At 63.8% G+C, this 24,993-nt stretch carries 28 protein-coding genes; 17 read left to right on the top strand and 11 right to left on the bottom strand.

Annotation, left to right across the window (positions count from 1 at the left end):
• Positions 1 to 9: 9 nt before the first annotated feature.
• The 6 genes from JJE66_RS18855 to JJE66_RS18830 all read left to right on the top strand — a co-directional run bounded on the left by JJE66_RS18855 (position 10) and on the right by JJE66_RS18830 (position 6,206).
• Complete coding sequence (locus JJE66_RS18855; protein WP_200515832.1) at positions 10 to 1,401, top strand: FAD-linked oxidase C-terminal domain-containing protein; 1,392 nt, start codon at positions 10 to 12, stop codon at positions 1,399 to 1,401.
• Positions 1,398 to 2,912, top strand: a complete 1,515-nt coding sequence (locus tag JJE66_RS18850) for a sugar ABC transporter ATP-binding protein (RefSeq protein WP_200515830.1) — start codon at positions 1,398 to 1,400, stop codon at positions 2,910 to 2,912. Before JJE66_RS18855 ends, JJE66_RS18850 begins: the two co-directional genes overlap by 4 nt.
• Positions 2,905 to 3,855 (top strand): ABC transporter permease, encoded by a 951-nt coding sequence (locus JJE66_RS18845; protein ID WP_200515827.1) that lies wholly within the window; start codon positions 2,905 to 2,907, stop codon positions 3,853 to 3,855. The genes JJE66_RS18850 and JJE66_RS18845 overlap by 8 nt, the downstream gene beginning before the upstream one ends.
• Positions 3,852 to 4,826 carry an ABC transporter permease gene (locus JJE66_RS18840; protein WP_200515825.1) on the top strand — a complete coding sequence of 325 codons (975 nt, stop codon included), beginning with the start codon at positions 3,852 to 3,854 and terminating at the stop codon, positions 4,824 to 4,826. The genes JJE66_RS18845 and JJE66_RS18840 overlap by 4 nt, the downstream gene beginning before the upstream one ends.
• A 46-nt stretch (positions 4,827 to 4,872) precedes the next feature.
• Positions 4,873 to 5,847, top strand: coding sequence for a sugar ABC transporter substrate-binding protein (locus JJE66_RS18835; protein WP_200515822.1), 975 nt, complete (start codon positions 4,873 to 4,875; stop codon positions 5,845 to 5,847).
• 71 nt (positions 5,848 to 5,918) lie between these two features.
• Positions 5,919 to 6,206, top strand: a complete 288-nt coding sequence (locus JJE66_RS18830; protein WP_148749340.1) for a YciI family protein — start codon at positions 5,919 to 5,921, stop codon at positions 6,204 to 6,206.
• Positions 6,207 to 6,412: 206 nt separating this feature from the next.
• Here the strand turns inward: JJE66_RS18830 and JJE66_RS18825 are convergent, their stop codons facing one another.
• Positions 6,413 to 6,805 carry an NUDIX hydrolase gene (locus tag JJE66_RS18825; RefSeq protein WP_200515821.1) on the bottom strand — a complete coding sequence of 131 codons (393 nt, stop codon included), beginning with the start codon at positions 6,803 to 6,805 and terminating at the stop codon, positions 6,413 to 6,415.
• Positions 6,806 to 6,951: 146 nt separating this feature from the next.
• Positions 6,952 to 8,073, bottom strand: a complete 1,122-nt coding sequence (locus tag JJE66_RS18820) for an AI-2E family transporter (RefSeq protein ID WP_200515819.1) — start codon at positions 8,071 to 8,073, stop codon at positions 6,952 to 6,954.
• Between the two features lie 256 nt (positions 8,074 to 8,329).
• Here JJE66_RS18820 and JJE66_RS18815 point away from each other — a divergent pair, with 256 nt between their 5' ends.
• Positions 8,330 to 8,557: a hypothetical protein gene (locus JJE66_RS18815; protein WP_200515816.1), complete on the top strand. Its 228-nt coding sequence runs from the start codon at positions 8,330 to 8,332 to the stop codon at positions 8,555 to 8,557.
• A 121-nt stretch (positions 8,558 to 8,678) separates the two neighbouring features.
• Here the strand turns inward: JJE66_RS18815 and JJE66_RS18810 are convergent, their stop codons facing one another.
• Together JJE66_RS18810 and JJE66_RS18805 are read right to left on the bottom strand one after the other, a co-directional pair.
• Positions 8,679 to 9,188: a lipocalin-like domain-containing protein gene (locus JJE66_RS18810; RefSeq protein WP_200515814.1), complete on the bottom strand. Its 510-nt coding sequence runs from the start codon at positions 9,186 to 9,188 to the stop codon at positions 8,679 to 8,681.
• A 174-nt stretch (positions 9,189 to 9,362) separates the two neighbouring features.
• Entirely contained in the window at positions 9,363 to 10,334 is a 972-nt protein-coding gene (locus JJE66_RS18805; RefSeq protein ID WP_200515812.1) for an MBL fold metallo-hydrolase, read from the bottom strand.
• An 848-nt stretch (positions 10,335 to 11,182) separates the two neighbouring features.
• Between JJE66_RS18805 and JJE66_RS18800 the strand changes: the two genes are divergently transcribed.
• Complete coding sequence (locus tag JJE66_RS18800; RefSeq protein ID WP_200515810.1) at positions 11,183 to 13,231, top strand: acetoacetate--CoA ligase; 2,049 nt, start codon at positions 11,183 to 11,185, stop codon at positions 13,229 to 13,231.
• 1 nt (position 13,232) lies between these two features.
• Here JJE66_RS18800 and JJE66_RS18795 read toward each other — a convergent pair whose 3' ends face one another.
• A complete protein-coding gene (locus JJE66_RS18795; protein ID WP_200515809.1) occupies positions 13,233 to 13,445 on the bottom strand; it encodes a hypothetical protein in 213 nt (70 codons plus the stop codon).
• Positions 13,446 to 13,655: 210 nt separating this feature from the next.
• On the opposite strand from JJE66_RS18795, the gene JJE66_RS18790 reads away from it, so the two are divergent.
• Positions 13,656 to 13,958: a hypothetical protein gene (locus JJE66_RS18790; protein WP_200515807.1), complete on the top strand. Its 303-nt coding sequence runs from the start codon at positions 13,656 to 13,658 to the stop codon at positions 13,956 to 13,958.
• 5 nt (positions 13,959 to 13,963) lie between these two features.
• Here the strand turns inward: JJE66_RS18790 and JJE66_RS18785 are convergent, their stop codons facing one another.
• Both JJE66_RS18785 and JJE66_RS18780 read right to left on the bottom strand, forming a co-directional pair.
• Positions 13,964 to 14,197 carry a hypothetical protein gene (locus tag JJE66_RS18785; RefSeq protein ID WP_200515806.1) on the bottom strand — a complete coding sequence of 78 codons (234 nt, stop codon included), beginning with the start codon at positions 14,195 to 14,197 and terminating at the stop codon, positions 13,964 to 13,966.
• A gap of 337 nt (positions 14,198 to 14,534) precedes the next feature.
• Positions 14,535 to 14,819 carry a hypothetical protein gene (locus tag JJE66_RS18780; protein WP_200515804.1) on the bottom strand — a complete coding sequence of 95 codons (285 nt, stop codon included), beginning with the start codon at positions 14,817 to 14,819 and terminating at the stop codon, positions 14,535 to 14,537.
• A 186-nt stretch (positions 14,820 to 15,005) separates the two neighbouring features.
• Here JJE66_RS18780 and JJE66_RS18775 point away from each other — a divergent pair, with 186 nt between their 5' ends.
• From JJE66_RS18775 to JJE66_RS18765, 3 genes are all read left to right on the top strand, one after another.
• Positions 15,006 to 15,593 (top strand): formyltransferase family protein, encoded by a 588-nt coding sequence (locus JJE66_RS18775; RefSeq protein ID WP_200515803.1) that lies wholly within the window; start codon positions 15,006 to 15,008, stop codon positions 15,591 to 15,593.
• A 198-nt stretch (positions 15,594 to 15,791) separates the two neighbouring features.
• Positions 15,792 to 16,142: a hypothetical protein gene (locus JJE66_RS18770; RefSeq protein ID WP_200515802.1), complete on the top strand. Its 351-nt coding sequence runs from the start codon at positions 15,792 to 15,794 to the stop codon at positions 16,140 to 16,142.
• Positions 16,087 to 16,632 carry a hypothetical protein gene (locus JJE66_RS18765; protein ID WP_200515801.1) on the top strand — a complete coding sequence of 182 codons (546 nt, stop codon included), beginning with the start codon at positions 16,087 to 16,089 and terminating at the stop codon, positions 16,630 to 16,632. The genes JJE66_RS18770 and JJE66_RS18765 overlap by 56 nt, the downstream gene beginning before the upstream one ends.
• A 53-nt stretch (positions 16,633 to 16,685) precedes the next feature.
• Here the strand turns inward: JJE66_RS18765 and JJE66_RS18760 are convergent, their stop codons facing one another.
• Positions 16,686 to 17,084: a RidA family protein gene (locus JJE66_RS18760; RefSeq protein WP_200515800.1), complete on the bottom strand. Its 399-nt coding sequence runs from the start codon at positions 17,082 to 17,084 to the stop codon at positions 16,686 to 16,688.
• Between the two features lie 141 nt (positions 17,085 to 17,225).
• Here JJE66_RS18760 and JJE66_RS18755 point away from each other — a divergent pair, with 141 nt between their 5' ends.
• The gene (locus tag JJE66_RS18755) at positions 17,226 to 18,107 is read left to right on the top strand and encodes a DMT family transporter (RefSeq protein WP_200515799.1); all 882 of its coding nucleotides are present in this window, start codon (positions 17,226 to 17,228) and stop codon (positions 18,105 to 18,107) included.
• A gap of 210 nt (positions 18,108 to 18,317) precedes the next feature.
• Positions 18,318 to 19,742: a caspase family protein gene (locus tag JJE66_RS18750; protein ID WP_200515798.1), complete on the top strand. Its 1,425-nt coding sequence runs from the start codon at positions 18,318 to 18,320 to the stop codon at positions 19,740 to 19,742.
• Positions 19,743 to 19,821: 79 nt separating this feature from the next.
• Here the strand turns inward: JJE66_RS18750 and JJE66_RS18745 are convergent, their stop codons facing one another.
• Positions 19,822 to 20,061 (bottom strand): BrnA antitoxin family protein, encoded by a 240-nt coding sequence (locus JJE66_RS18745; RefSeq protein WP_200515797.1) that lies wholly within the window; start codon positions 20,059 to 20,061, stop codon positions 19,822 to 19,824.
• Between the two features lie 3 nt (positions 20,062 to 20,064).
• Positions 20,065 to 21,042, bottom strand: coding sequence for a cysteine synthase A (gene cysK / locus JJE66_RS18740; RefSeq protein ID WP_200515795.1), 978 nt, complete (start codon positions 21,040 to 21,042; stop codon positions 20,065 to 20,067).
• Positions 21,043 to 21,265: 223 nt separating this feature from the next.
• Between cysK and JJE66_RS18735 the strand changes: the two genes are divergently transcribed.
• Positions 21,266 to 21,484 carry a hypothetical protein gene (locus JJE66_RS18735; RefSeq protein ID WP_200515793.1) on the top strand — a complete coding sequence of 73 codons (219 nt, stop codon included), beginning with the start codon at positions 21,266 to 21,268 and terminating at the stop codon, positions 21,482 to 21,484.
• Between the two features lie 15 nt (positions 21,485 to 21,499).
• On the opposite strand, the gene tgt is transcribed toward JJE66_RS18735, so the two are convergent.
• Positions 21,500 to 22,660, bottom strand: coding sequence for a tRNA guanosine(34) transglycosylase Tgt (tgt, locus tag JJE66_RS18730; RefSeq protein ID WP_200515789.1), 1,161 nt, complete (start codon positions 22,658 to 22,660; stop codon positions 21,500 to 21,502).
• A 227-nt stretch (positions 22,661 to 22,887) separates the two neighbouring features.
• Between tgt and JJE66_RS18725 the strand changes: the two genes are divergently transcribed.
• A complete protein-coding gene (locus tag JJE66_RS18725; protein WP_200515788.1) occupies positions 22,888 to 24,054 on the top strand; it encodes a patatin-like phospholipase family protein in 1,167 nt (388 codons plus the stop codon).
• Positions 24,055 to 24,187: 133 nt separating this feature from the next.
• Positions 24,188 to 24,931, top strand: coding sequence for a TetR/AcrR family transcriptional regulator (locus JJE66_RS18720; protein ID WP_200518572.1), 744 nt, complete (start codon positions 24,188 to 24,190; stop codon positions 24,929 to 24,931).
• The last annotated feature ends 62 nt before the right edge of the window (positions 24,932 to 24,993 follow it).

Genomic DNA, 24,993 nt, shown 5'->3' with positions numbered 1-24,993 from the left:
GGAGAGACGATGGGACCGCGGGTCAGTAGTGCCGCATTGGCTGAACGCTTCACCGGCGTGATCGGTCCGCGTGCGACCATCGCGCGCGGCGTGCTCGACCAGCATGGCCAGAGCGAGTCCTATTATGGCACCCTGCCCCCGGACATCGTCGTCTATCCGGAGACCACGCAGGAGGTCGTCGAGCTGGTCAGGCTCTGCGCCGGCGCGAACATGCCGATCGTGCCGTTCGGCGCGGGCACCTCGCTCGAGGGCAATGCGTCTGCGGTCGCAGGTGGCGTCTGCTTCGACTTCGCGCGCATGAACAAGGTGCTGACAATCCACGACAGCGACATGAATGTCGTGGTCCAGCCCGGCATCACCCGCAAGCGGCTCAATGCGGAGCTGCGCGGCACCGGGCTGTCCTTTCCGATCGATCCCGGCGCCGACGCCTCGATCGGCGGCATGACGTCCACGCGCGCCTCCGGCACCATGGCGGTGCGCTACGGCACCATGAAGGACAATGTCATGGCGCTGGAGGTGGTGCTCGCCGACGGTCGCGTGATCCGCACCGCCCGTCGCGCCCGCAAATCCGCGGCCGGCTACGATTTGACGCGGCTGTTCGTAGGCGCAGAAGGCACACTCGGCGTGATCACCGAGATCACGCTGAAGCTGCATCCGCTGCCGCAGGCGATCTCGGCGGCGGTGTGCAGCTTCGACACCCTGCATAACGCCGTCGATACCGCGATCGGCATCATCCAGGCGGCGATTCCGGTCGCGCGCGTCGAGCTGCTCGACGATGTCATGATGCGCGGCATCAATGCCTACGCAAAGCTCGGCTATCGCGAGGCGCCGACATTGTTCTTTGAATTCCACGGCTCGGAGAGCGCCGTCGCCGAGCAGGCCGAGCTGGCGCAGGCGATCGCCGCCGAGCACGGTGGCCGCGGCTTCGAATGGGCCAAAGCGCCGGAGGACCGCAGCCGGCTCTGGCACGCCCGCGACAACACGCTCTATGCCGGCCTCGGCTTGCGGCCCGGCGCGCGCGCCGTCATCACCGACGTCTGCGTGCCGATCTCGCGGCTTGCGGAATGCGTGACCGAGACGCGCCGGGATGCCGATGACCACGGCTTCACCGCGCCGATCGTCGGCCATGTCGGTGACGGCAATTTCCACATGCTGATCCTGGTCGATCCCACAAAGCCCGAGGAGATCGACGGTGCCAAGGCGCTCCAGGCCCGCATGGTCGCCCGCGCCATCGCCATGGACGGCACCTGCACCGGCGAGCACGGCATCGGGCTCGGCAAGATCGACTATCTCACTGACGAGCTCGGCGACGCCGTCGACGTGATGCGGTCGATCAAGACCGCGCTCGATCCCGACGGCCTGATGAATCCCGGCAAGATTTTTGCGGGAACGCGGTCATGAACGTCCCCGACGAGACCGCAGCGACGCCGCTGCTCGAGCTGCGCGGCATCAGCAAGGCGTTTCCGGGCGTCAAGGCGCTGGACGACGTGTCCTTTGCGCTCTACGCGAGCGAAGTCCACATGCTGCTCGGCGAGAACGGCGCCGGCAAGTCGAGTCTGATGAAGGTTCTGTGCGGCGCCTACCAGGCCGATTCCGGCGAGTTCTTCTTCAAAGGCGAGAAGGTCACGATTGCGTCCACAACTGACGCGCAAAAACTCGGCATTGCCGTGATCTTCCAGGAATTCTCGCTCGTCCCCTATCTCGACATCGCGCAGAACATCTTCCTCGGCCGCGAGCCGAAGGGCCGCATCCCCGGCACCATCGATCGTCGCAAGCTTCTGGCCGACGCCAAACGCCTGCTCGACATGATCGGCTTCGACATCGACCCATCCGTCATCGTCAATACGCTCGGCGTCGCCCAGCAGCAGATGGTCGAGATCGCGAAGGCCATCAGCCAGAACGCGCGCATCCTGGTCATGGACGAGCCGACCGCCGCGCTCTCCGATCGCGAGACCGAGCTGCTGTTCGCGCTGATCGCACGGCTGAAGGCCGACGGCGTCTCGATCGTCTATATCTCGCATCGCATGGCGGAAGTTTTCGCGCTCGGCGACCGCATCACGGTGCTGCGCGACGGCCGCCGCATCGATGGCGTTCGGCCGGCCGACGTCACGCCCGACCAGCTGGTCCGCATGATGGTCGGCCGCACCGTCGACATGACCTATCCGCGCAACTTCGCCGACAAGCCCGGCGAGCTGCTGCTCGAGGTCAAGGGCCTGACCGCACTGAGCGGAATCGCCGACATCAACATCGAGGTGCGCCGCGGCGAGATCGTCGGCCTCTGCGGCCTGGTCGGGTCCGGCCGCACCGAGGTGGCGCGCGCCATCTTCGGCGCCGATCCGGTTGCCTCGGGCGAGATCGTCTTCGACGGCAAGCCGATCTCCGGCGAGCCCGATGTCGCCGCCCGCCGCGGCATCGCGCTGATCCCGGAGAGCCGCAAGAGCGAGGGGCTCGCGCTGCTGCGTTCGGTCGGCGACAACCTCGTGGTCTCGGCGCTGCGAAAACTGTTTCCGAGCGGACTGTTCGATCCGCGCAGCGGCCAGCGCACCGCCGACGGCCTGATCCGGCAGCTCCGCATCGCGACCCCGAGCGCACGCCAGACAGTCGGTCTGCTGTCCGGCGGCAACCAGCAGAAGGTCGTGATCGGCAAATGGTTAGCTGCCGGCGCAAAACTCTTCATCTTCGACGAACCGACGCGCGGCATCGATGTCGGCGCCAAGTCGGAGATCTTCGCACTGATCGACCGGCTGGTCGCCGAAGGCGCGGCAGCCCTGATGATCTCCTCCGAGCAGGTCGAGATCTGCCATGTCTGCGACCGCGCCTATGTGATGTGCGAGGGCCGCGTCGCCGGGCACCTGACACGCAACGAGCTGACCGAGGAGAACATCGTGCGATTGGGGATGAATCATGCGTGAGGCCGCGGTCGTTTCACAATACAATCCGCTCCAGCGCATTCCCGGCGTCGCCATCGTGCTGGTGGTGCTGATCGTGCTGTTCGGCGCCATTGCGCCCGGCTTCCTCTCCGCGCCCAACCTCTCCAACGTGCTGGTGCAGTCGACCATCCTGACCATGCTGGCGCTGCCGATGACGTTGATCATCATGACGGAGGGTCTCGACCTCTCGATGGGCGCGGTGCTGACGCTGACCTCGCTCTGCGTCGCCATCGTCTCGCTCGCGACCCAATCGATGCTGCTCGGCCTCGGCGCCGGCGTGCTGGTCGGTGCGGCCTTCGGCACCATCAATGGCTGGCTGGTCGCCATTCTCGGGATCCCGCCTTTTGTGGCGACCCTCGGCACCCTCGGCATGGCGCAAGGTCTGTCCCTGATCGTCAGTGACGGCCAGAGCGTGGTCGGCATTCCCCACAGTGTCCGCGATATCTATTCGGCTAATTTGCTGGGCATTCCCGTTCCGATCGTGGTGGCGCTCGTGAGCTACGCCGCCTTCCACGGCCTGCTGTATCACACCCGGTTCGGCAGCTACGTGTTCGCACTCGGCGGCAACCGCGAAGCGCTCCGCTATGCCGGCCTCTCGCCCAACAAGCTCCTGATCGCGGTCTACGCGCTCGGCGGCACCATGGCGGGCATCGCTGGCCTCCTGATGACCGCCCGGATGAATTCGGGGCATCCGACCGCGGGCCTCGGGCTCGAATTCGACGCGATCGCCGCGGTCGCGGTCGGCGGCACCTCGTTCGAGCGCGGCAATGGCTGGCTGCTCGGCACTCTCCTTGGCGTCATCGCCGTCGGCGTGCTGCGCAACGGGCTGAATTTGATCTCGCTGCCGTCCTCGGTGCAGGTCGCGAGCGTCGGAATCCTCGTCATCGTCGCGCTGTTCCTCGACGGCCTGCGGAGCCGGTCATGACCGACATCACCAAGGAAGCCCTGTCGCCGCCACGTTCCTTCCTGTCCCAGGACGCAATCCAGCTGTTCTATCGGCTGCTTGCCGTCTTCCTGATTTGCGCCGTGCTGGCGGTGCTGAACGATTCCTTCCTCAGCCTCGGCAACATCCTCAACGTGCTGCGCCAGGCAAGCCTGACTTTCTTCATCGCGTCTGGCCTGACGTTGGTGGTGCTCACCGCCGGCCTCGATCTCTCGGTCGGCGCCAATGTTGCGCTGTCGGCCTGTGTCGCCGGGACCGTGATCCACACCACGGGGTCGCCGGTGCTCGGCATCCTGACCGGACTTGCCTGCGGCGGCATTGTCGGGCTCCTCAACGGCGTCATGGTGACGGCGCTGCGCATCCCCTCCTTCATCGCAACCTACGGCATGCTCTGGGTGCTGAACGGACTGACCTACTGGTACATGGGGGGCGAGACGCTGCACGGCTTCCCGGTAGGCTTCCGCCAGATCGGCAGCGGCTATCTGTTCGGCCTGCCAATCCCGGTCTATCTGCTGCTGGTGTTCCTTGGCATCGGAACGATGTTTGCCCAGCGCACGATCTGGGGCCAGGAGATCTATGCGATCGGCGCCAATCCGGTCGCGGCCCGCCTCTCCGGCATTCCCGTCACGCGACGCCTGCTGCTGGTCTACGCCGTCTCCGGCACCATGGCGGGGCTCGCCTCGATCATCTTCCTGTCGCGGCTGAATTCGGCGGAAGCCGACATCGGCGAAAGCCTGACCTTGCCGGCGATCGCGGCCGTGCTGATCGGCGGCACCTCGCTATTCGGCGGCGTCGGCACGGTGTTCGGCACCTTCATCGGCGCGCTGATCCTGACGCTGGTGCTGAACGGCATGAACCTGCTCTCGGTCAGCGCCAATTGGCAGCCGCTCGTCACCGGCATCATCGTCATCCTCGCGGTCTGGCTCGACATGAAGACCCGCCGCCGGACGTAATGAGTTCTTGAAGTTCCAACAAACCAAAATGAGGGATGGAGACCACATGAAACAGACACTAGGTTACCTCGCACTGCCGCTGCTGATGGCCGCAGCGTTCGCCACAGAGGTGCGCGCGGACGGTGAAACCATCGCCGTCTTCACCAAGAACCAGACCAACCCGTTCTTCCAGACGGTGCGGGTCGGTGCCGACAACATGGCGAAGACGCTGAACGCCAAGACGCTTCAGTATATTCCGACCAAGCCCGACAGCATCCCCGAGCAGCTCAGCCAGATCGAGGACGTCGTGGTCAAGAAGCCGAGCGCGATCGTCTTTACGCCGGTCGACTACAAGGCGATGGTCCCGGGCGTGGAGAAGATCAACGACGCCAAGATCCCCGTCGTCAACATCACCGATCGCTCCGCCGGCGGAAAATTCCTCTCGTTCATCGGTGCGGACGATTACAGCCTCGGGCTCGATACCGCGCGCTTCCTGCTCAAGACCCTGGGCGGCAAGGGCAACATCGTCATCATCGAGGGCGTCAAGGGCTCGCTGACCAATGTCGATCGCGTCCGCGGCTTCAACGACGCACTGAAGGAGAACCCGGGCGCCAAGCTTTTGGCTTCGCAGCCCGGCAACTATCAGCGGCTCCAGGCGCTCCAGGTGATGGAGAATTTGATGCAGTCGAACTCGCAGATCGACGGCGTGCTCGCCGCCAACGACGCCATGGCGGTCGGCGCGATCGAGGCGCTCGACGGCGCCAACCGCAAGGCCCAGGTGATCGGCATCAACGGCACCAAGGAGGCGATCGACGCCATCAAGTCCGGCAAGCTGCTCGCCAGCGGCGATTACAACGGATTTGCCCAAGGCTGCCTCGGCACCATGATGGCGATCCGGGCCTTGCGCGAGCAGCCCGTCATCGCCGAGATCGTGCTGAAGCCGACGGTCATCACCAAGGACAATTACCAGCCCTTCGACACACCGCTGGAGCAGCGCGTCTGCCCGACCTTCGAACAGGCCAGCAAGCTCGGCACGAAATAACCGCAGCCTGTTTCATCAAGCATCGGGACGGCTGAGATGACAGCCGTCCCCAAAAAAATCCCGGAGACATCATGCTGTTTGCCATCCATGCCATCGACCGCACCGGTGCACTGCCGACACGGCTCGCCAATTACGATGCCCACAAGGCGTTCCTCGGCGACACATCGCGTTTCGGCGTCAAGATCGTGATGTCGGGACCGCTGGTCGCCGACGACGGCGCCACGATGATCGGCAGCCTGTTCCTGATCGAGGCCCCCGGCCGCGCCGAGGTCGAGGCCTTCAATCGCGCCGATCCGTTCGCGGCGGCCGGCATCTGGGAGAAGGTCACGATCACCGGGTTTCTGCGGCGGCAAGGCTAACGGACAAGGCTAAGAGGCAAGGCCGACAGATCCGACGCGCCCGCCGCCGGATGCGAAAAACCCCAGTGCTTGGAGACACTGGGGCGTTTCAACGAAAATGAATTGGTAAGGCAATGACGCCTCTCTAGCAGCTCTCTCGGCGGCCGCTTGTGAACTGGTTCACACACGCCGCGCGAAATGAGCGGACGATTTGTCGCACCCGGCGGCTAACTCCGCCGCGGCTTCCTCGGAAACAGGCGATCGCGGATGTAGCGCGAGGTTGCGGTCAGGCGGATCCCGCGCGGCTTCTGCCAGGCGGCGCGGTCGATCTCGTTCTTGTCGCCGATCGCCAGGCGACCCTTGGCGCTCTTGGCGATGAAGATCGCGTCGCTCATCTTGCGCCCTGAACGCTTGTTCTTGGCCGTCACTTCCTTCCAGAGGCTGATCCGGCCGAGCTTCAGCTTCGGCAGTTCCTCCTTGATCTCACGCCGCAGGCAGTCCTTGTCGGTTTCGCGCGCGCGTTTGCGGCCCCCGGGAAACATCCAGAGACCGTCCGACCGTCGCCTGACCAACAGAACCTTGCCGCGCTTGGCGGCCACCAGCTTGGAAGACTTCGCCATACCTGTCGCAAACCGAGAAAAGAATCTGCAGCCATCGTAACTTGTCTATTTCATTAGACAAGTTCGATGGCCGTTCCGGTCGACCCCGCCCCCCGCAGTTGTCCACACCCTGCGAGGTCCGGCCCATCTCGCAGCGACCGTCAGCGTCAGCGCGTGCCGCGCGATCGAACCTCGTCGGCAGCAGGCGCGGTCGCTGTCGGCTTCTCCGCCTCGCTTCCGATCCACGCCGCCGCCATCTCCCACGCCACCGACAGGATAATCGGCCCGATGAACAGGCCGACGATGCCGTGGGCGAGCGTCCCGCCGATCACGCCGACGAAGATCACGATGGTCGGTGTGTTGAGACCGCGTCCCATCACGAGCGGCTTCAGCATGGTGTCGAGGAAGCCGACGAGCACGAGGAACACGGTGAGCACCAGCGCCGTGGTGACATCCTTGGCGGTCCAGATCCAGATGATCACCGGCAGCAGCACGAGGAAAGCGCCGATCTGCACGATCGACAGCAGCAGCACGATGAAGGCGAGCAGGCCGGCGCTCGGCACGGCTGCGAGCTTGAAGCCGATGCCGGCCAGCAACGCCTGAACGATGGCGACGCCGATCACGCCTTGCGCCACGGCGCGGATGGTGGCGCCGCCGAGCGTGAGAAAGTGCTCGCTCTGCTCCGGCACGATCCGCGACAGGAAACCACGGCCGGCCGCGACCAGCCGGGGCCCGTGCGGAAACAGAAAGCCGGCCACGAATACCGAGACCAGGAACTGGAGCGTGCCGAGGCTGGCATCGCCCGCGAGCGACAACAGCGGTCCCGCCAGCGGCTGCAGATAGGGCGCGACCTCGCGCAGCACCGCGCGGATGTTGCTATAGGCCTGGTCCCAGAGCTCGTAGAGCGTCGGGCCGATCATCGGCCATGACTTGATCGCCTCCGGCGCCGACTGGAGCGCGAGGTCGCCGGTGGCGAGCTGATGCGCCAGTTCTCTCACCCCTTCCACGGCGCTCAGGCCCAGCCACGTCGCCGGCCCGAGGACGATGCCGAGCGTGATCAGGGTGAGGATCGCAGCCGCGGTCTTGGGCCGGCCGCCAAGGATCTTGGCGACCCAGCTGAAGGCCGGATAGAAGGCAACTGCGAGCACGCCGCTCCAGGCCAGGATCGGCACGAACGGCCTGATGATGTAGAGCGTCCACAGGATCAGGAGCGCCAACAGGCCGAGCCGGATCACGAGCTGGATGACGTCCTCGCCCGTCAGGAGCTGACGCAGACTTTTCACAGGCACGGCTTTCCTTGCGGCATCAACGCGGGTCCCGGCACTTGCGCGGGTTAGGGTTATTGCCAGCCGTGAGCCGGGCGTCAAGGCGACCGGGATCGCCCGGTCCATGGGGCGTAGCGCGGCTCCAGGAAAAGCCTGCAATATCTGCGACCTGAGCCGGGTTTGCCTAACGGCGATTAACCGGATTTCGGCGAACCGGTTTACGCCGATGCAAAGGCTCGTACCTACGCTTGCGCCAGGTCTCAAAAACACTTGCGGTGCAATGGCCAACAGCATCTGGACGATCGAAGAATTCACCTGCCCCGGTTGCAGCATGAACTACACCGCGACAAGGGAGGAGCACGCCGAGCCGCATTCAGGCCATTTCAAATGCAGCATCTGCAGCGGCGTGGTGCACAGCTGGTCCGGCAAGCATCACTTCTTCGGCTGGGCGGCCGTGAAGACCAAGCCGCAGGTGTTCGGCCGGCGCTGGGCGGCGGTTGGGTGGTAAGACTTACTCCGGGAGCAAATTGAGCTATTTCGCCAATCGGCCTGACGGACACCGCTGTAAAACTGCCGGGTCGATTTGGCATCATGTCCGCTTTGGCCAAAAGCAGACCTGACGCCTTTGATCACTTCGCTCGCTTCCACGTCACATCGACGACGTCTCCGCCGGGAGGACGAACGGTCAGCGTCAATCGATCTCCCGCAATCGACACAAAGCGCTTCTGATCCGTGCCGTTCCAGTTCGGAAAAGAACTACCTTCGACGTGAATTGTGATGCTGTTATCAGCCTCGCTTATCGAATATGGACCGAAGTAGGTGATGGTGCCGTCGGCAGTTTCCTTGTTTTCCTCTGGGGTACCTTGCCACAAGGCATTGCTGGCATATTTGGCGCGATCTGATCGCATCACAGTGATGATATATCGCCCGCCCGTGTCGAAGAACGCGATGCCCTTTGGGTTCATCCCATAGCGCTCGATTCTGCTGCCATCAGTCTTTTTCTGTTCCCACGAGAGCAGCGTCCAAGTACCGAGGAGTTGATCCTTCATCGACTGTTGCTGGCCAAGTACGCTAAATGTGATCATGGGCAATCCAACTATCGCAATGGCACATGCGGCAAAAATTGTGCGAAACTTCATCGGAGCCCCCGTAACGAAGACTGGCAGCGGTCGCAGTCGAGGATGGTACTACGTTTTGCGGGAAATGTCTGCTTTGGGGCCAATAACGAGTGTCGCCGGACCTATTCACCAGCTCCACTATCATGCTGGACAGATCATGGTCGCCAACGGCTTTGGTCGTGCTTGGCAAGGGTACTAGCTCTCGATTGCAAACACGTAGCCGTTGCCATCCCGTGACAGCGTACCGACGTTCGGCATCAGCCAGTGCGTACCTGAAATCGTGAGCCTGTCAGCGACCGCACGGTCGAAGATTTTCTTCCGAGTATCGGCGGCCATTTGCGGGTCTTGGTCGATAGCCAGCTGCCACTCAGGGTTTGCCGAAATGTGGGGTGAAAAATTGACTACATCGGCGCTGATCAAGAATTGTTTGCTTCCTGAAGTGACCAGATGCGCCACCATTCCGGGGCTGTGGCCGGGCACCTGAACCGCGTGCACTCCCGGCAGAAGTTCTGGCTCGCCCTCAAAGGTCCTGACGTTTTTCCAGGTCGCCACCGTCGCCTGAATGCGCAACGCGAGACCTTTACGTGAAGGTCCCAAGTCGAGCGTCTCGACTCCCGGGCGTGTCCACCATTTCAGTTCCGCGGCGGGCACTACGATTTCGGCATCAGGGAATACCTGCGCATTGGTCTCATTATTCATGAGACCATAGATGTGATCGCCGTGGAGATGGGAAACGAGAATTGTTTTGACGGCCTTTGGATCAAGGCCGGCCGCCGCCATGCTCTCGAATAGCCTGCCGTTTCCCTCACCATAAATCGGATGGCCACCCGTACCCGCGTCGATCAGAACGATTTGGTCACGCAGCTTGAGCGCCATGACAATAAACCGCAGGGGCGCTTGACCGTCGGGGAAGCCGGCACTTCGCAACACGGTTTGAACTCTGTCGACGCCGACATTCTTGACCATACCGTCCCGTAGGGGAACGTCACGCATGCCATCAATTAACGAAAAAATTTCGATATCGCCGACCTTGTAATTGCGGAAAGGCGGAGAGGCTAACTGTTGGGCGTGAGCCGCATCAACAAATGTGATCGAATTCTCGTGTCCTAATGCAGCGTAAGCGCCAACTGCGCCAAGTGTAAGGTCGCGACGCGAGATATCCGCCAAAGCTGAACACTCCCACTGACTGAATTGCCCAGCATATTGACGGCAGGGTGGATCGCGCAAGGTCCGCTTTGGGTCCAAAAGCAGACGTCGCTCGCATCGCCACAACAAGGGAACTGCCCGCCCGGCAAAACACCCGTCCAAAATTCCTGCTGGTGTTGTCAAGCGGTCTCGGTCAAAATATTCCTCTTTACCGAAATTCGGATTTATCGTACAAACGAAACACCCAAGCCCGAGAAAAGGGGCGGATCGCGATCGTCACGAACCGCGGGCCTGGGAGCGATGGACGCGACGGCGTCGAGCGCGATGAGCCATGCAGGGCGGGAAACCGTGAGCAAGGACTCTCGCGCGGACGACACGGCGCCGACAGCGTCTTCGCATGGCTTCGGGCGTGAGCACACGCCAGCGCTCGAAGGCCCAGCGAGGACGTACGCGGACGGCCAAGTCGTGTGGTCCTGACGCCCGGAGTCTGTGCGTCAAGTCCTGTGGTGATGTGCACTGCCCGACCGGGCGCGCGCATCAGCCATCCGCAGGGCGACGGGGGCAATAGTGCATCGCTCCCCGGGGAGAGCGCGAAGTACGCCGTAAACCATCGCGCAGGGAAGGCCGAGCATCGGCTGAGCCTGTGGTCCACCCCGTGTGCATTTTTACGCGCACGGATCGCGGGTGCCGCCGGCGCCCGGCCTTCCCTGCGCCCTTGTTTCGACAGGGGCAAAAGACGACGCAAGACTCGGGCGAAACGTGCCGCGAGAATGCGATATCATGTCTGCCATTCGGTCATCAACGCGCGACTTCTGTTACATCGCGGCACCGGATAAAGTCCCCTTCCCCACAATTGAAGTCGATACCCAATGACCGCACCCTTCGTCCCCCAGATCGCCCTCTACCGCAACTGGCTCGCCGCGCAGCGCGGCCTGACGTTCTCGAATTACGAGGACATGCGGCAATGGTCGGTGCGCGATCTCGACGGCTTCTGGCGCAGCATCTGGGACTATTACGATCTGCAATCGCCGACGCCGTTCGCGGCCGTGATCACCGAGCGCAAGATGCCCGGCGCGGTCTGGTTTCCCGGCGCGCAGGTCAACTACGCGCGGCAAGTGTTCCGGCATGTCGACGCCGCGCATGCCGCCGGCCTGCCCGCGATCGTCAGCGGCGGCGAGGACGGCAAGCTCACCGAAACCAGCTGGCCGGAGTTGAAGCGCAAGGCAGCCGCGCTCGCGCTGCATCTGAAGGACAAGGGCGTGAAACCCGGCGACCGCATCGCGGCCTATCTGCCCAACATCGCCGAGACCATCATCGCGTTTCTGGCGAGCGCCAGCATCGGTGCGGTGTGGAGTGTCTGCGCGCCCGACATGGCCGCGCCCGCCGTGATCGACCGTTTCAAGCAGATCGAGCCGAAGGTGCTGATCGCCTGCGACGCCGTCACCTATGCCGGCCGCCGGCATGACCGCAAAGACGTCGTTGCCGCGCTGCGGCGGTCGCTTCCGAGCGTCGAGCACGTCATCCTGCACAGCGAAGCCGCCGCGCCTGCCGCACCGGACGCCCGGCTCTCCGATATCGTCGCCAGCACGAGCGCCGCGATCGACGCCTTCGAGCCGGCCTGGCTGCCGTTCGATCATCCGCTCTGGATCGTCTATTCGAGCGGCACCACCGGCCTGCCGAAGCCGATCGTGCACGGCCATGGCGGCATCGTCATCGTGGTGCTGGCGCTGCTCGGCTTGCACAACGACATCGGCTGCTCCTATCACCAAAATTCGTTCGGCGAGCGCTATCACTGGTACTCTTCGACCGGCTGGATCATGTGGAACAGCCAGGTCGGCGGCCTGCTCAGCGGCACCACCTGCTGCATTTTCGACGGCAGCCCCGGCGGCACCAAGGACAAGCCGGACTGGACCACGCTGTGGCGCTTCGTGGCGCAATCGAAATCGAGCTTCTTCGGCGCCGGCGCGGCGTTCTTCGCCAACTGCGCCAAGGCCGAGATCGATCTCACCGCCGCCGGCGATCTGTCGCGACTGCGCTGCCTCGGCTCGACCGGCTCGCCGCTCAGCGCCGACACGCAAGCCTGGTTCAGCGACCGTTTCGCAGGCCTGTCGAAAACGAACGGCAGCAAGGCACAGACCGACATCTGGTGGGCGAACATCTCCGGCGGCACCGATTTCGCCGGCGCCTTCATCGGGGGCAACCGAGAACTCCCGCAGACGCCCGGCGCGATGCAGTGCCGCCTGCTCGGTGCTGCAGTCGAAGCCTTCAGCGAACAGGGCCGCGCCGTCATCGACGAGGTCGGCGAGCTCGTCTGCACCGAACCGATGCCGTCGATGCCGCTCTACTTCTGGAACGACCAGGGCAATGCGCGCTATCGCTCCAGCTATTTCGAGACCTATCCGGACAATCTTGACGGCAACGGTCGCGGGCCGGTGTGGCGGCACGGCGACTGGCTCAAGGTCAATCCGGACGGCTCCTGCATCATCTACGGCCGCAGCGATGCGACCATCAACCGCCACGGCCTTCGCATGGGCACGAGCGAGCTCTATTCCGCGATCGAAGCGCTGCCGGAGGTGCTCGATAGCCTCGTCGTCGACCTCGAATATCTCGGCCGCGACAGCTACATGCCGCTGTTCGTGGTGTTGCGCGACGGCGTCGCGTTCGACGGCGCGATGCAGGCCAAGATCAACAAGGCGATCGAGGCCGGCCTCTCCCGCAGATTCCTGCCGAACGAGATCTTCGCCGTTGCCGAGATTCCGCGCACGCTGTCGGGCAAGAAGCAGGAGCTGCCGATCAAGAAGCTGCTGCTGGGCCAGCCCGTTGAGAAAGTCATCAACAAGGAAGCGATGGCCAATCCGGCCTGCCTCGACTGGTATCTCGCCTTCGCGCGCGACTATCTGGCGCGAACCGCGGCCTAAATCAGCCGCCGCCGAAATTGGAGGGATCGAGATTCCGGTTCTCCGACGCCGGGATCGGCGGACGGCCAGGAAATTTGTACCAGCCGGGCGGCACGGGCGCGTCCTCGGCCGGCCGGACCACAACGGGACGCGGCCGGTGGGCGTGACGGGCCGGGGCCGCGGCAGCCGCCGTGCACGCGGACATCAAGAGGATCAAGACCAGGACAGACCGCATCGGTTCACGCTCCAAATGTCCACCCGACCTGTGATGTGGTGCGGAACCCGGGCGGCGACCACGCTTCCAGCGCGTCACTTCCGGTCACATCGGCGGCATCATTTCAGGCTAAGCAGTGCGGCAGATCGGCCCAATTGCGCCATCGGCATTTGCACTCCGTTCACCGATCGCCGCTAGACGGGTCAGGATCCCTTGCAACGAACGGCAGCCATGGCCGACCTCAACACCGTCCTCACCAGGCTCAACGACCGCCTGCTCCGCCTCGAGGGCGAGCTGTTCGTGCTGCGCTCGCTGGCGCGCGCGACACTGACGGCGGGCGACGACCACGGAGCGCGCATGCGCAAGCTGGTCGAGGCGGCAAAGATCGCACTCGATGATGAGGCGAAACGCGAGCTCGACAAGCCGACGCGCAAATATGTCGATGCGGCAACTGCGCTGGTGGAAGAGCTGCTGGTGGAGCCGACGCCGGCGCGACCGCTGTTCACCGTCATCGATGGCGGCAGGCGCGACTGAGCGTCTCAGCGGAGCCGCGTTGCACCGAGTTCGGGGGACTCCGTCTTCAACCGGGTCAGTCCGGCCTCGATGATCGCGATCTCCTCATCGATCTTGCCGATCGGCAGGCTAAAATCAAAGCCGGATTTGCTCTTGAGATCGACCGCGAGCCGCTGTCTGTGCATCATCAGCTCGTCGAGGCCACGGCGGTTCTTCAGCCGCACATAGGCGTCCACGATCTGCTCAATTGCGCTCGGCATGATATCGGCCCCGGCAAAAAAGCCCGCGCGACACGACCGCGCCGGCGGGACATTTTTGGTGTCGCGGTACGCAATACAAATCCGCGACGGATTCGTCGATACGACAAGCTGGTTGAGAACGTGTTACCGTTCGATGATTTGGTGATCGCAGGAATAAAAAAGCCGCTGGCGATCACGCCAGCGGCCAAAGCCGGGTTCGAAAACGGATCCGGAATGAAATTTGGCCAGCCCCGGTGAGCACGTTCTAACGGCACACAGCGGATTCCTTCTGTTAAAAACCAAACACAGGAACCGGTGCATTGATCATTTGCGGCCGACCGTGGCGGCGCGGCAACGCCTAGTCCGTGACGCAGAGATAGGTCCGGGGCAGCCTGCGATAGGCGCTGTAGCGGTAGTACGGCCGGTAGGCATAGCCGCGATAGAGCGCCGGCGGCTCCTCGCCGTAATAAGCGCCGTGGTAGAAATTGTAGACTGGCCCTTCCGCGCAGCGATAGGCGTCCCAGGTCGGGCCGATGAAGGGCGCCACCCCGATCTCGGGCGGGATCACCGGGTACGGCCCGCCAGCGCGGGCCGGACCTGCCGCAATCAGTGTCGCGAGAAGGACAAACCACACACTTCGCATGCGTTCGCTCCGAGCCGACGATGCCGGCATGGAAGCACTGGAGTGGGCGGCTGCGCAATCGCGGAATTCACTGCGGCCTGCCTGCTGCGCATTGTTGATAACCGCCGCAAACGCCGGGCGGGTGGTGACAGGGCGGCCTGACGTGTTATCGGGGGATGACGCAGCTGCGAGACGGATCAGACACTCATGCGCATTACCCTCGTCGGCTCCCGCCATTTCGGCGTGACCACCCTGAACATGCTCCGCGAGCACGGCGTCGCGATCGTGCGGGTCGTGGTCGCCGAGGCGGACGACCGCCTGGCCGCGACCGCCAAGGCCGCCGGCATCGAGGTGGTGGTGCAGGCCAATCCGAAGCTCGTGGTTGCTTCGGAGATCGCCCCCGATACCGACCTGATCATCACCGCGCACAGCCACGCCCGCATCGGCAAGGATGCGCTCGACGCCGCCAAGCTCGGCGGGATCGGCTATCACCCCTCGCTGCTGCCGCGCCATCGCGGCAAGGCGGCGGTGGAATGGACCATCAAGGAAGGCGATCCGATCGCCGGCGGCACGATCTATCATCTCGCCGACCGCATGGATGCCGGCGCCATCGCCGCCCAGGACTGGTGCTTCGTCAAGAAGGGCGAGACCGCCCGCGAACTCTGGGAGCGTGCGCTGGCCCCGCTCGGCCTCAAGCTGCTGGCCGACGTGATCGATTATGCCAAGGTCCACAAGGCATTGCCGTCAAAAGCCCAGGACGAACAATTCGCGACCTCGGCGCCAAGTCTTTCGTGAGTCTCTCTTTCGTGAGTCGCTCCCGACGTTAACGATTAACGTGAAGCTGCATTGATTCTGCTTCGAAAATTGAACCCAGGAACGCAAATAAACCATTGTTTCCACAGGAACAATTTTCGATTTGGCATTGCACCAAATTTCCGTCACATTTCGTCCGAATAAGTGTCAGCATATCAGACAAATTCAAGGACGGAATTCATGCGTTTTGGTCGCATCGCGGCGTTCTGTGCCGCTTCAGTTGTTACCGCCACCCTCGTCGCCCCTGTGGTCGCCCAGACCCCGTATGACGGCAATTGGCAGGTCACCATCGTGACCAAGACCGGCTCCTGCGAGCCGAGCGCAAGCTCCATGCTGACGGTTGCCGACGGCAAGATCAGCGCACCCGGCGCTAACGTTTCCGGCACCATCGGCAGCGGGGGTCTTGTGAAAGTTTCGATCAATGGTGCATATGCCAACGGTCAACTCAGCGGCAACGCCGGATCGGGGAAGTGGAATGGAGCATCTGCAGGCATACCATGCAGCGGGCGGTGGGAAGCATCGCGCCAATAAGCAATTCGGGACTGGCGTCCTCAACCGGCGGCTGCTCATGGCGGCCGCCGTTTTGTTTGTGACAGCTGTTGCCAGCTCCGGGAGCAACGCCCAGTCCGGCCCCTTCGCGCCGCTGGCGGGCAGCTGGAGCGGCGGCGGCACGGTCACCCTCGACGACGGTTCGACTGAGCGGATCCGCTGCCGGGCCAAATACGCTCCGATCGGTCCCACCATGGAGATGTCGCTGACCTGTGCCAGCGACGCCTACAAGTTCAACCTCGGCGCCAACGTCAGGGCGGAAGGCAGCGCCATTACCGGCAGCTGGAGCGAGGCAAGCCGGAACATTAGCGGCTCCCTCCAGGGCCGCGGCGGCGGCGGAAATTTCGAGGTGGTCGCCTCCGCCGCCGGCTTCAACGCCAACATTGCGCTGAGGACGAGCGGCAACAGGCAATCCGTCACGATTCGCGCGGATAGTCAGTTCCGCGGCGCCAACATTTCGATGTCGCGCTAAGACATTACCACGACATGACAATCGATCCGGCGACCTCGCCGGATCGTTTTTTTTCATGTGCTCGGAACGAACGCCGTGACCTCGATCTCGACCTTGGCCCGGTCGTCCACGAGGCCGCCGATATAGAGCAGCGTCGAAGGCGGAAAATTGCGGCCGAGCGTCTCCTTCCAGGCCGCACCAATGCCGGCGCCCGCGGCCTCATATTCGCTGCGGCTGGTCAGATACCAGGTCAGGCGCACGATATGCTCGGGTCCGGCGCCGGCCTCTGCGAGCAGCTTGATAATCCGCTTCAGCGCGGTTGCGACCTGGGCCGCCATGTCGGGCTCGTAATTGCCGGCCTCGTCGCCACCGGTCTGCCCGGCCAGCACGATCCAGCGGCCCGGCCCCTCCGCCACCACGCCATGTGAAAAGCCGCGCGGTTTCTTCCATTCGGCCGGCTGCAAGATACGCATGAGCGGAGAACTCCCCATTTTCTTGTTGATCTGCGCTGCCGTAGCACGCCGCCCTGCATCGCTGCACCCGCAGATTTGGCCGTTGCAAACGGCGGCGATGTCGCCGATACCGGCCTCCCCCTCAGGATTCCTGCTTCCCCCATGAGCACGACACCGTCCAAAACCATGGCCGCCTTCTGGATGGCCGGCTGGCTGTCGTTGATGCTGATCATGGCGGTGGCCGGACGCGAAACCACGCGCGAGCTGAACGTCTTCCAAATTATGGAGGTGCGGTCGCTGGCCGGCTTCGTGCTGCTGTTGCCGATCATCTATCGCGCTGGTGGATTCAAGGTCCTGAAGACGCGACGCCTGCCGCAGCATATCGGCCGCAACTCGGTGCACTATGTCGCGCAGCTCGGCTGGTTCTTCGCGCTGACGCTGATTCCGATCGGCCAGGTGGTCGCGATCGAGTTCACCATGCCGATCTGGACGGCGATCCTGGCGGCCAGCTTCCTGTCCGAGCGCATGACGCCGTGGAAGATCGCCGCCATCGTGCTCGGTCTCGTCGGTGTGATCGTCATCGTCCGGCCCGCCACCGGCGAGGTCAATCCAGGCCAGCTGATCGCGCTCGGGGCCGCGATGGGATTTGGCGTTTCGATGGCGCTGGTCAAATCGCTGACCCGCACCGAAAGCGCGCTCTCGATCCTGTTCTGGATGATCGTGGTGCAATCGGTCGCAGGCTTCGTGCCGACGCTGTTCGTCTGGACCTGGCCGTCGGCCTATGTCTGGGCCTGGATGGGCGTCATCGCTGTTTGCGGCACTTTCTCGCACTATTGCCTCGCCAGCGCGATGCGCTATGCGGACGCCACGATTGTCGTTCCCATGGACTTCCTGCGGGTTCCCCTGACCGCAACTGCCGGCTGGCTGCTCTATTCCGAGCGGCTCGATGCCTGGACCGTGCTGGGCGCGGCCCTGATCCTGTGCGGCAATCTCCTGAATTTGAAGCCTGCAACGCCGGTCCCCGTCCCCGCCCGCGTGCAGTGAACCGGCGCGCGGCCTGACGCGACAAAACAGAGTGGTCGAGCGTGATTTGGATCACGTTGGAAAGGCATTCCATCGTCCACGCTCGGTCACAGAGCAGCGGGTTGGTGAGTTGGCTGAAGGGTTGTTTTGCTAGCGCGAAGCCGGGCGCTTTCGTGTAGGTTCGACGCCAATTTGTTGCTGCCAGCCATTCGATTCTGTTGGGGATTTCAGATGCGCACTCTCGCCCTCCTGGTTTCGTTGATGTGCATGGCGCTGTCGGTCAGCGCCGCAAAGGCCGACCGCCGCGTCGCCTTCGTCGTCGGCAATGGCGCCTACAAGAACGTCGCGCAATTGCCGAACCCGCCGATCGACGCCAAGGCGATGGCCTCGACGTTGCGCAATGTCGGCTTCGAGGTGATCGAAGGATCCAACCTCACCCGCGACCAGATGACGGAGAAGCTGCTGGACTTCGGCCGCAAGGCACAGGGCTCCGATGTCGCAGTGTTCTACTACGCCGGTCACGGCATCGCCGTCGGCGGCAGCAACTATCTCCTGCCCGTCGATGCCGACATCAAATCGGAGATGGACGTCAAGCTGGGGGCCGCCATCAATATCGACCTGACGCTCGACCAGACCATGGGCGACGCCAAGGTGAAGCTGGTGTTCCTCGACGCCTGCCGCGACAATCCCTTTGCCGCCAAGATCAAATCGAACTCGGCGACCCGTAGTGTCAACGTGCAGAGCGGCCTCGCTGAGATGAAGTCCGGCGAAGGCACGCTGATCGCGTTCGCGACCGGCCCGGGCCAGACCGCCCTCGATGGCCAGGAGGGCAACAACAGCCCGTTCACCCGCGCGCTGATCGACAACATCACCAAGCCCGGCGTCGAAATCCAGCAGGCGATGACGTCGGTGCGCGCCCAGGTCAACGAGGAGACCCACAAGGGTCAGCTTCCCTGGGGCCACACCAATCTGATCGGCGCCGTCTATCTCAACCCGGCGCAGCAGAGCCAGCAGGTCGCCAACGCCGCACCAACCGCGTCCAGCAGCGTGCCGGCGCCTGCGGCCAGCAACAGCTCCGACGGTGTCGAGCTCGAATACTGGCGCTCCGTGAAGGAAACCAACAAGCCGGAAGAGCTCAACGCCTACCTCTCCACCTATCCGAACGGCCAGTTTAAGGCGCTGGCGCTGGCACGGCTCGCAGCGATTCAGAACGGTCCGTCGACCACCACCCGCAATCTCAATGCCGGCGTCGATCCCGCGACCTTCACCGACGACGCCAGCCAGCTCACCGAGGACCAGATCGGCCTCGACAAGGGCCAGCGCCGCGACGTGCAGCGCCGTCTCAACGGGCTTGGCTTCGACACCAAAGTGACGGGCGTGTTCAACGACGACACGCGGACGGTGCTCAAGCGCTGGCAGGCCGCCCGCGGCTATCCGTCGACGGGCTTTCTCAACAAGTTCCAGCACAAAGCGCTGCTCGCCGAGATTGTTGCCTCGACATCGACCGCAAGCGACGACGGCCCGAAGCCGGCCCGGCGCGCCAGCGCCCCCGCGAGCAGCGGCGGCGGTGGCGGCCATCGCGGCGGTGGCGATGCCGGCGCTGCCTTCATGGGCGGCGTCGTCGGCGGCATGATGGGCGGCATGTTCCGTCACTGAGGCGCAAGCCTAATCCCCGAACAAAAAAGCCCGGCTAGCCGCCGGGCTTTTTTCGTTGGTCGTCCTCAGTGTGAGGAGCCTACTTCCCCGCAGCCTTCCGCAGCGCCTCGTTGATGCGGTCCTGCCAGCCGGGGCCGCCCGCCTGGAAATGCTCCAGCACGTCCTGGTCGATCCGTAGGGTCACCTGTTCCTTGATCCCCGGCGCCACGTTCTGCTTCGGCGGCGCTACGGCGACCTTGGCGGTCACTTTCTTGAACGCCGCCTCGGCTTCGCTCCGCGCGTCGCCCAATGTCCGCGGCCGCCTCGGTTGATCCGCCATGTCCTAGATTCCTTCAAACAGAGCCGTCGAAAGATACCGCTCCGAGAACGACGGCACTATAGCCAGAATGGTTTTTCCCATGGCTTCCGGCCGTTTGCCGATCTCGATCGCGGCGGCGATCGCGGCGCCGGAGGAGATGCCGCCCGGAATGCCCTCATGCCGGGCCAACGCCCGCGACGTCTCGATTGCCGTCGTCGAGTTGATCTTCACGATCTCGTCGATCACCGAGCGGTCGAGAATGTCGGGCACGAAGCCCGCACCGATACCTTGGATCTTGTGCGGCGAGTGCTGGCCGCCCGACAGGACCGGGCTCTCCTCGGGCTCGACGGCGACCACTCGCAGGGAAGCCTGGCGCGGCTTCAGAACCTGACCGACACCGGTAATGGTGCCGCCGGTGCCGACGCCAGCGACGAAGAAATCGATGTTACCTCCGGTGTCGTTCCAGATCTCCTCCGCCGTGGTGCGGCGGTGCACCTCGGGATTGGCGAGGTTCTTGAACTGCTGCGGCATCACAGAATTCGGCGTCGTCTTCAACAACTCCTCGGCCGCCGCAATCGCGCCCTTCATGCCTTGCGCGGCCGGGGTCAGCACCAGTTCGGCGCCGAGAAAGGCAAGCATCTTGCGCCGCTCGATCGACATGGATTCCGGCATCACCAGCTTCAATCGATAACCGCGCGAGGCAGCGACGAAGGCGAGCGCGATGCCGGTGTTGCCTGAGGTCGGCTCGATCAGCACCGTGTCCGGCTTGATGATGCCCGTCTTCTCCATGGCGATGATCATCGCCGCGCCGATGCGATCCTTCACGCTTGCGGCCGGATTGTAATATTCGAGTTTTGCCAAAATGGTCGCGTTCACGCCGTGCATGCCCGGCAAGCGGCGCAAGCGCACGATCGGCGTATCGCCGAATGCATCGACGATTGAGTCATAGATCCGACCGCGGCCGGGTTGGTGCGCTGCACCCGTCTTTGAGGATGCGTCCATGATGAACTCCCTGTGGCGATAATTTGCCTCTGATCGCAGCTTTTGCGCAGTTGAGAGACAGCCTGCGGCGACACGCAAGCGACAATGCGGCACATGTTAAATACGCTGCATCGCAAAATCGCGTGAGCTGTCATTGTAAGAAAACCAACGCATTTGTGTTGCGACCTCGTCAACTGATTCTGCTTATGATAGACTTCGGTCTCAAAGCAGGGAGGTCACCACGATGTCAGCAGTCGCTGAAGTGTTGCCGACCGTCGCGTCAAGGCGTGATCCGCGTTGCAGCGAGTTGCCCACCTGTCCTGTGTGCGCCGATTCCATGGTCGCCGCCGAAGCCTCGGCCTATGTCTCGGACCACGTGATCAGCTATCTCTGGACCTGCGACACCTGCGGTTATGGCTTCGTGACCAAGCACGCCGTCAAGCAGCGTTTCACGTGCAACTGACCGTGTGCATTTGACCTAGCGCGGGGGGATGTCGCCCCTTGCCCAGCCCTCGCGCGTACGCTGATAGAACTCATCGAACATTCCGTCTGCGATCGCATTCCTGATGCCCTGCATCAGGAACTGGTAATAAGCGATATTGATTTCGGACAGCAGCATCGCCCCCAGCGTCTCGCCCGCCTTGACGAGATGGTGCAGATAGGCGCGCGCATAGTTGCGCGTCGACGGCCATGAGCTCTCTTCGTCGAGCGGGCGCGGGTCGTCGGCGTGGCGCGCGTTACGCAAATTGACCTGGCCGAAACGCGTGAAGGCCACACCGTGGCGGCCATTGCGCGTCGGCATCACGCAATCGAACATGTCGATGCCGCGCTTCACCGCCTCGAGGATGTCGTCGGGCGTGCCGACACCCATCAGATAGCGCGACCGATCGGACGGCAGCGCCGGCGCGGTCTCGCCGATCATGGCCAGCATCACCGCCTGCGGCTCGCCGACGGCCAGTCCCCCAATCGCATAGCCGTGGAAGCCGATCTCGACGAGGCCTCTAGCGCTGGCGTGACGCAGCTGCGGTACGTCGCCGCCCTGCACGATGCCGAACAGCATGTAGCCGTCGGGCGCGTTCTCGAAGGCGCGCTTGCTGCGCTCGGCCCAGCGTAGCGACAGCCGCATCGCGCGGTCGATATCGTCGCGCTCGGCCGGCAGCCGCACGCACTCGTCCATCTGCATCGCGATGTCGGAGCCGAGCAGGCGCTGCACCTGGATCGAGCGTTCCGGCGACAGCTCGACCTTGGCGCCGTCGATATGCGAGCGAAAGGTGACGGCCTGCTCGCTGACTTTGCGCAAATCCGCCAGCGACATCACCTGGAAGCCGCCGGAATCCGTCAACATCGGCCCGTTCCAGCCGGTAAACCGCTGTAAGCCGCCGAGCGCGCTGATGCGCTCCGCGCCCGGACGCAGCATCAGGTGATAGGTGTTGCCGAGCACGATATCGGCGCCGGCGTCGCGCACCTCCCGCCAGTGCATCCCCTTCATGGCGCCGGCCGTGCCGACCGGCATGAAGGCCGGCGTGCGCACCACACCATGCGGCGTGGTCAGGCGGCCGGTCCGCGCCGCACCGTCGGTGGCGAGCAGCTCGAAATGATTGGGAAGACTGGTATCGGGATGATTGTTGTTGGGATTCATGGCGGTGCTTATTGCGTGTCGGGAGGGGCCGATCAACCGTGCAGTTCGCAGATCCTGCGGGGCGGCCGGCGTCCCCGGGCCGGCCACAATTGGGCCGCGCCGCCGACGCTTGTTAAACAAAACGATACCGTATAGTTCTATCAGACCACAGGGGCTTGGATGGATGCCGGCGCGCGGGCGACAATGCCTGCGACGCGCCGTGTAGCGTATGCGGTGATTGACGGCCAATGCCTGCCCCTGTTGTCCCGACGAACCTTGCCCGCAGCCGGCAGGCAGGCCTTCGCCTGCTCGGATTGGCCGCCCTGGCATTGAGCCTCGCGCTCGGCGCCTGCACGTCGCTGCCGCGGACGCCCTATACCGCGGCCGATGCCGCCAGCTCGCGCGTGCTCGATATCGAGGGTCTGCGCCGCTACACCGACGAGCCGGTCACAAAATTCAGCTTCGACAAGGACACCAGCACCGCAAGCAGGAGCTACCTCGCCCTCTCCGGCGGCGGCGCCGATGGTGCCTACGGCGTCGGCGTGCTGAACGGCTGGAGCGCGGCCGGCACCCGCCCCGCCTTCTCGGTCGTCTCGGGCGTGAGCACCGGCGGACTGATCGCGCCGTTCGCGTTCCTCGGCTCGCGATATGACGACACGCTCAGGGAGCTCTATACCAGCGGCATCGCGGAAAGCCTGCTGAGCGACCCCAGCATCATGCGTGTCCTGTTCAGCTCCGGCCTGTTCGGCAATACGCGGCTGCGCGAGCTGGTGGCCCGCTATGTCGGGCCGGAGATCCTGGCGCAGGTCGCCCGCGAAAACGCCAAGGGCCGGCGGCTACTCATCGTCACGACCGATCTCGACACCCAGCGGACGGCGATCTGGGACATGGGCAAGATCGCCGCGGTCGGTACGCCCGAGGCGCTGAAACTGTTTCGCGACGTGATGGCGGCATCCGCTAGCATACCCCTGGTGTTTCCGCCGATCCTGATCGAAGCCGAAGGCCAGGGGCACAAGTTTCAGGAGATGCACGTCGATGGCGGCGTGACAGCTCCGGTGCTCACCTTGCCGGAAGCCCTGCTCTCCCAGGACCGCCTGCCCGGCAATGCGAAGATGGACATCTACATCCTCGTCAACAAGAAGATCGAGCGCAACTTCGAGCTCGTCGCCAACAGCACGATCGATGTCGCCTCACGCAGCCTGTCCTCGATCACCCAGTCGCAGACGCGCTCGATCATCTTCTCGACCTACGATTTCGCCAAACGCAACCATCTCGGCTTCCATCTCTCCTACATTGAACGCGATTATCCGGCGCCGCAGTCCGAAGGCTTCGACACGGCCTATATGCGGGCGCTGTACCAATACGGATACGAGAAAGCGGCAAGTGGCCAGGCCTGGACCTCGCGGATGCCTTGAGACCCGCTGCGGAACGACGATGGACCGAGACCGTTGACGATGCGGCCAATTCAGCCAGATTCGCGATGACGTCCCTGTTGCCGCGCGTTATAGAGCAATGACCATTGTGACGACCGCGCAGGAATCATTGGGCATGGGATTGACTGCGACCAAGGCGAAGACAGCAGCGCCACGGCGCGAGGTGTCGAAATCGCGCGGCGGCCGGCCGACGAAAAGCGCAGCGATCGAGCGCGATCAGCGCCTGATCGAGGTCGCCACCCGCCTGTTCCTCGATCGCGGTTTTGACGCGACCTCGCTCGATGCGGTCGCGGAAGCGGCTCGCGTCAGCAAGCCAACCGTCTATGCCCGCTACGGCGACAAGCGCGGGCTGTTCACGGCGGTGCTGAGGCGCGAGATCGCGCGCTGGCTTGCGCCGTTGTCGGCTGCGGCCGAGACGCAGCTCGGCAGTTCGTCCGACATTTCGGTTGAGCAGCGGCTCGTGGAGATCGGGCGCGAAATGCTCAATTTCACCTGCGGGCCCGACGCCATGGCCTTCAGCCGTATGATGACGTCGCAGGCCATCAACTTTCCCGACATTGCCAAGCTCGGCAAGGAAGAAGGCTGGCTGAAGGCCGTCGCCACGACCGCGCGCTTCTTCGACCATCTGGTGGCGCAAGGCGCGCTTGGCGTCGATGACACCACGATCGCCGCGGAAGTGTTCCTCGACGTCGTCGTCGGCCACACCCACCGCATGGCGACGTTCGGCACGCCGATGGAATTCAAAGCTGCCGAAAAGCGGATGCGTGCGGCGATCAAGCTGTTCCTGGCCGGCGCGCTCGGACCTGCCGATCGGGTCCGGGAAACCAAAGCCCCGCAGCGGCGCCGCCCTTCTCGCTGACATTTCCGTGAGATTGGCCATCTGTCCCCAGCGGACGATGGTCTTCTCGTTGACCAAAATAA

It is taken from the genome of Bradyrhizobium diazoefficiens (genome assembly GCF_016612535.1).
GTDB lineage: Bacteria > Pseudomonadota > Alphaproteobacteria > Rhizobiales > Xanthobacteraceae > Bradyrhizobium > Bradyrhizobium diazoefficiens_C.
The sequence above is the reverse complement of the archived record's forward strand: the minus strand, read 5'-3'. Positions and strand labels throughout refer to the sequence as shown.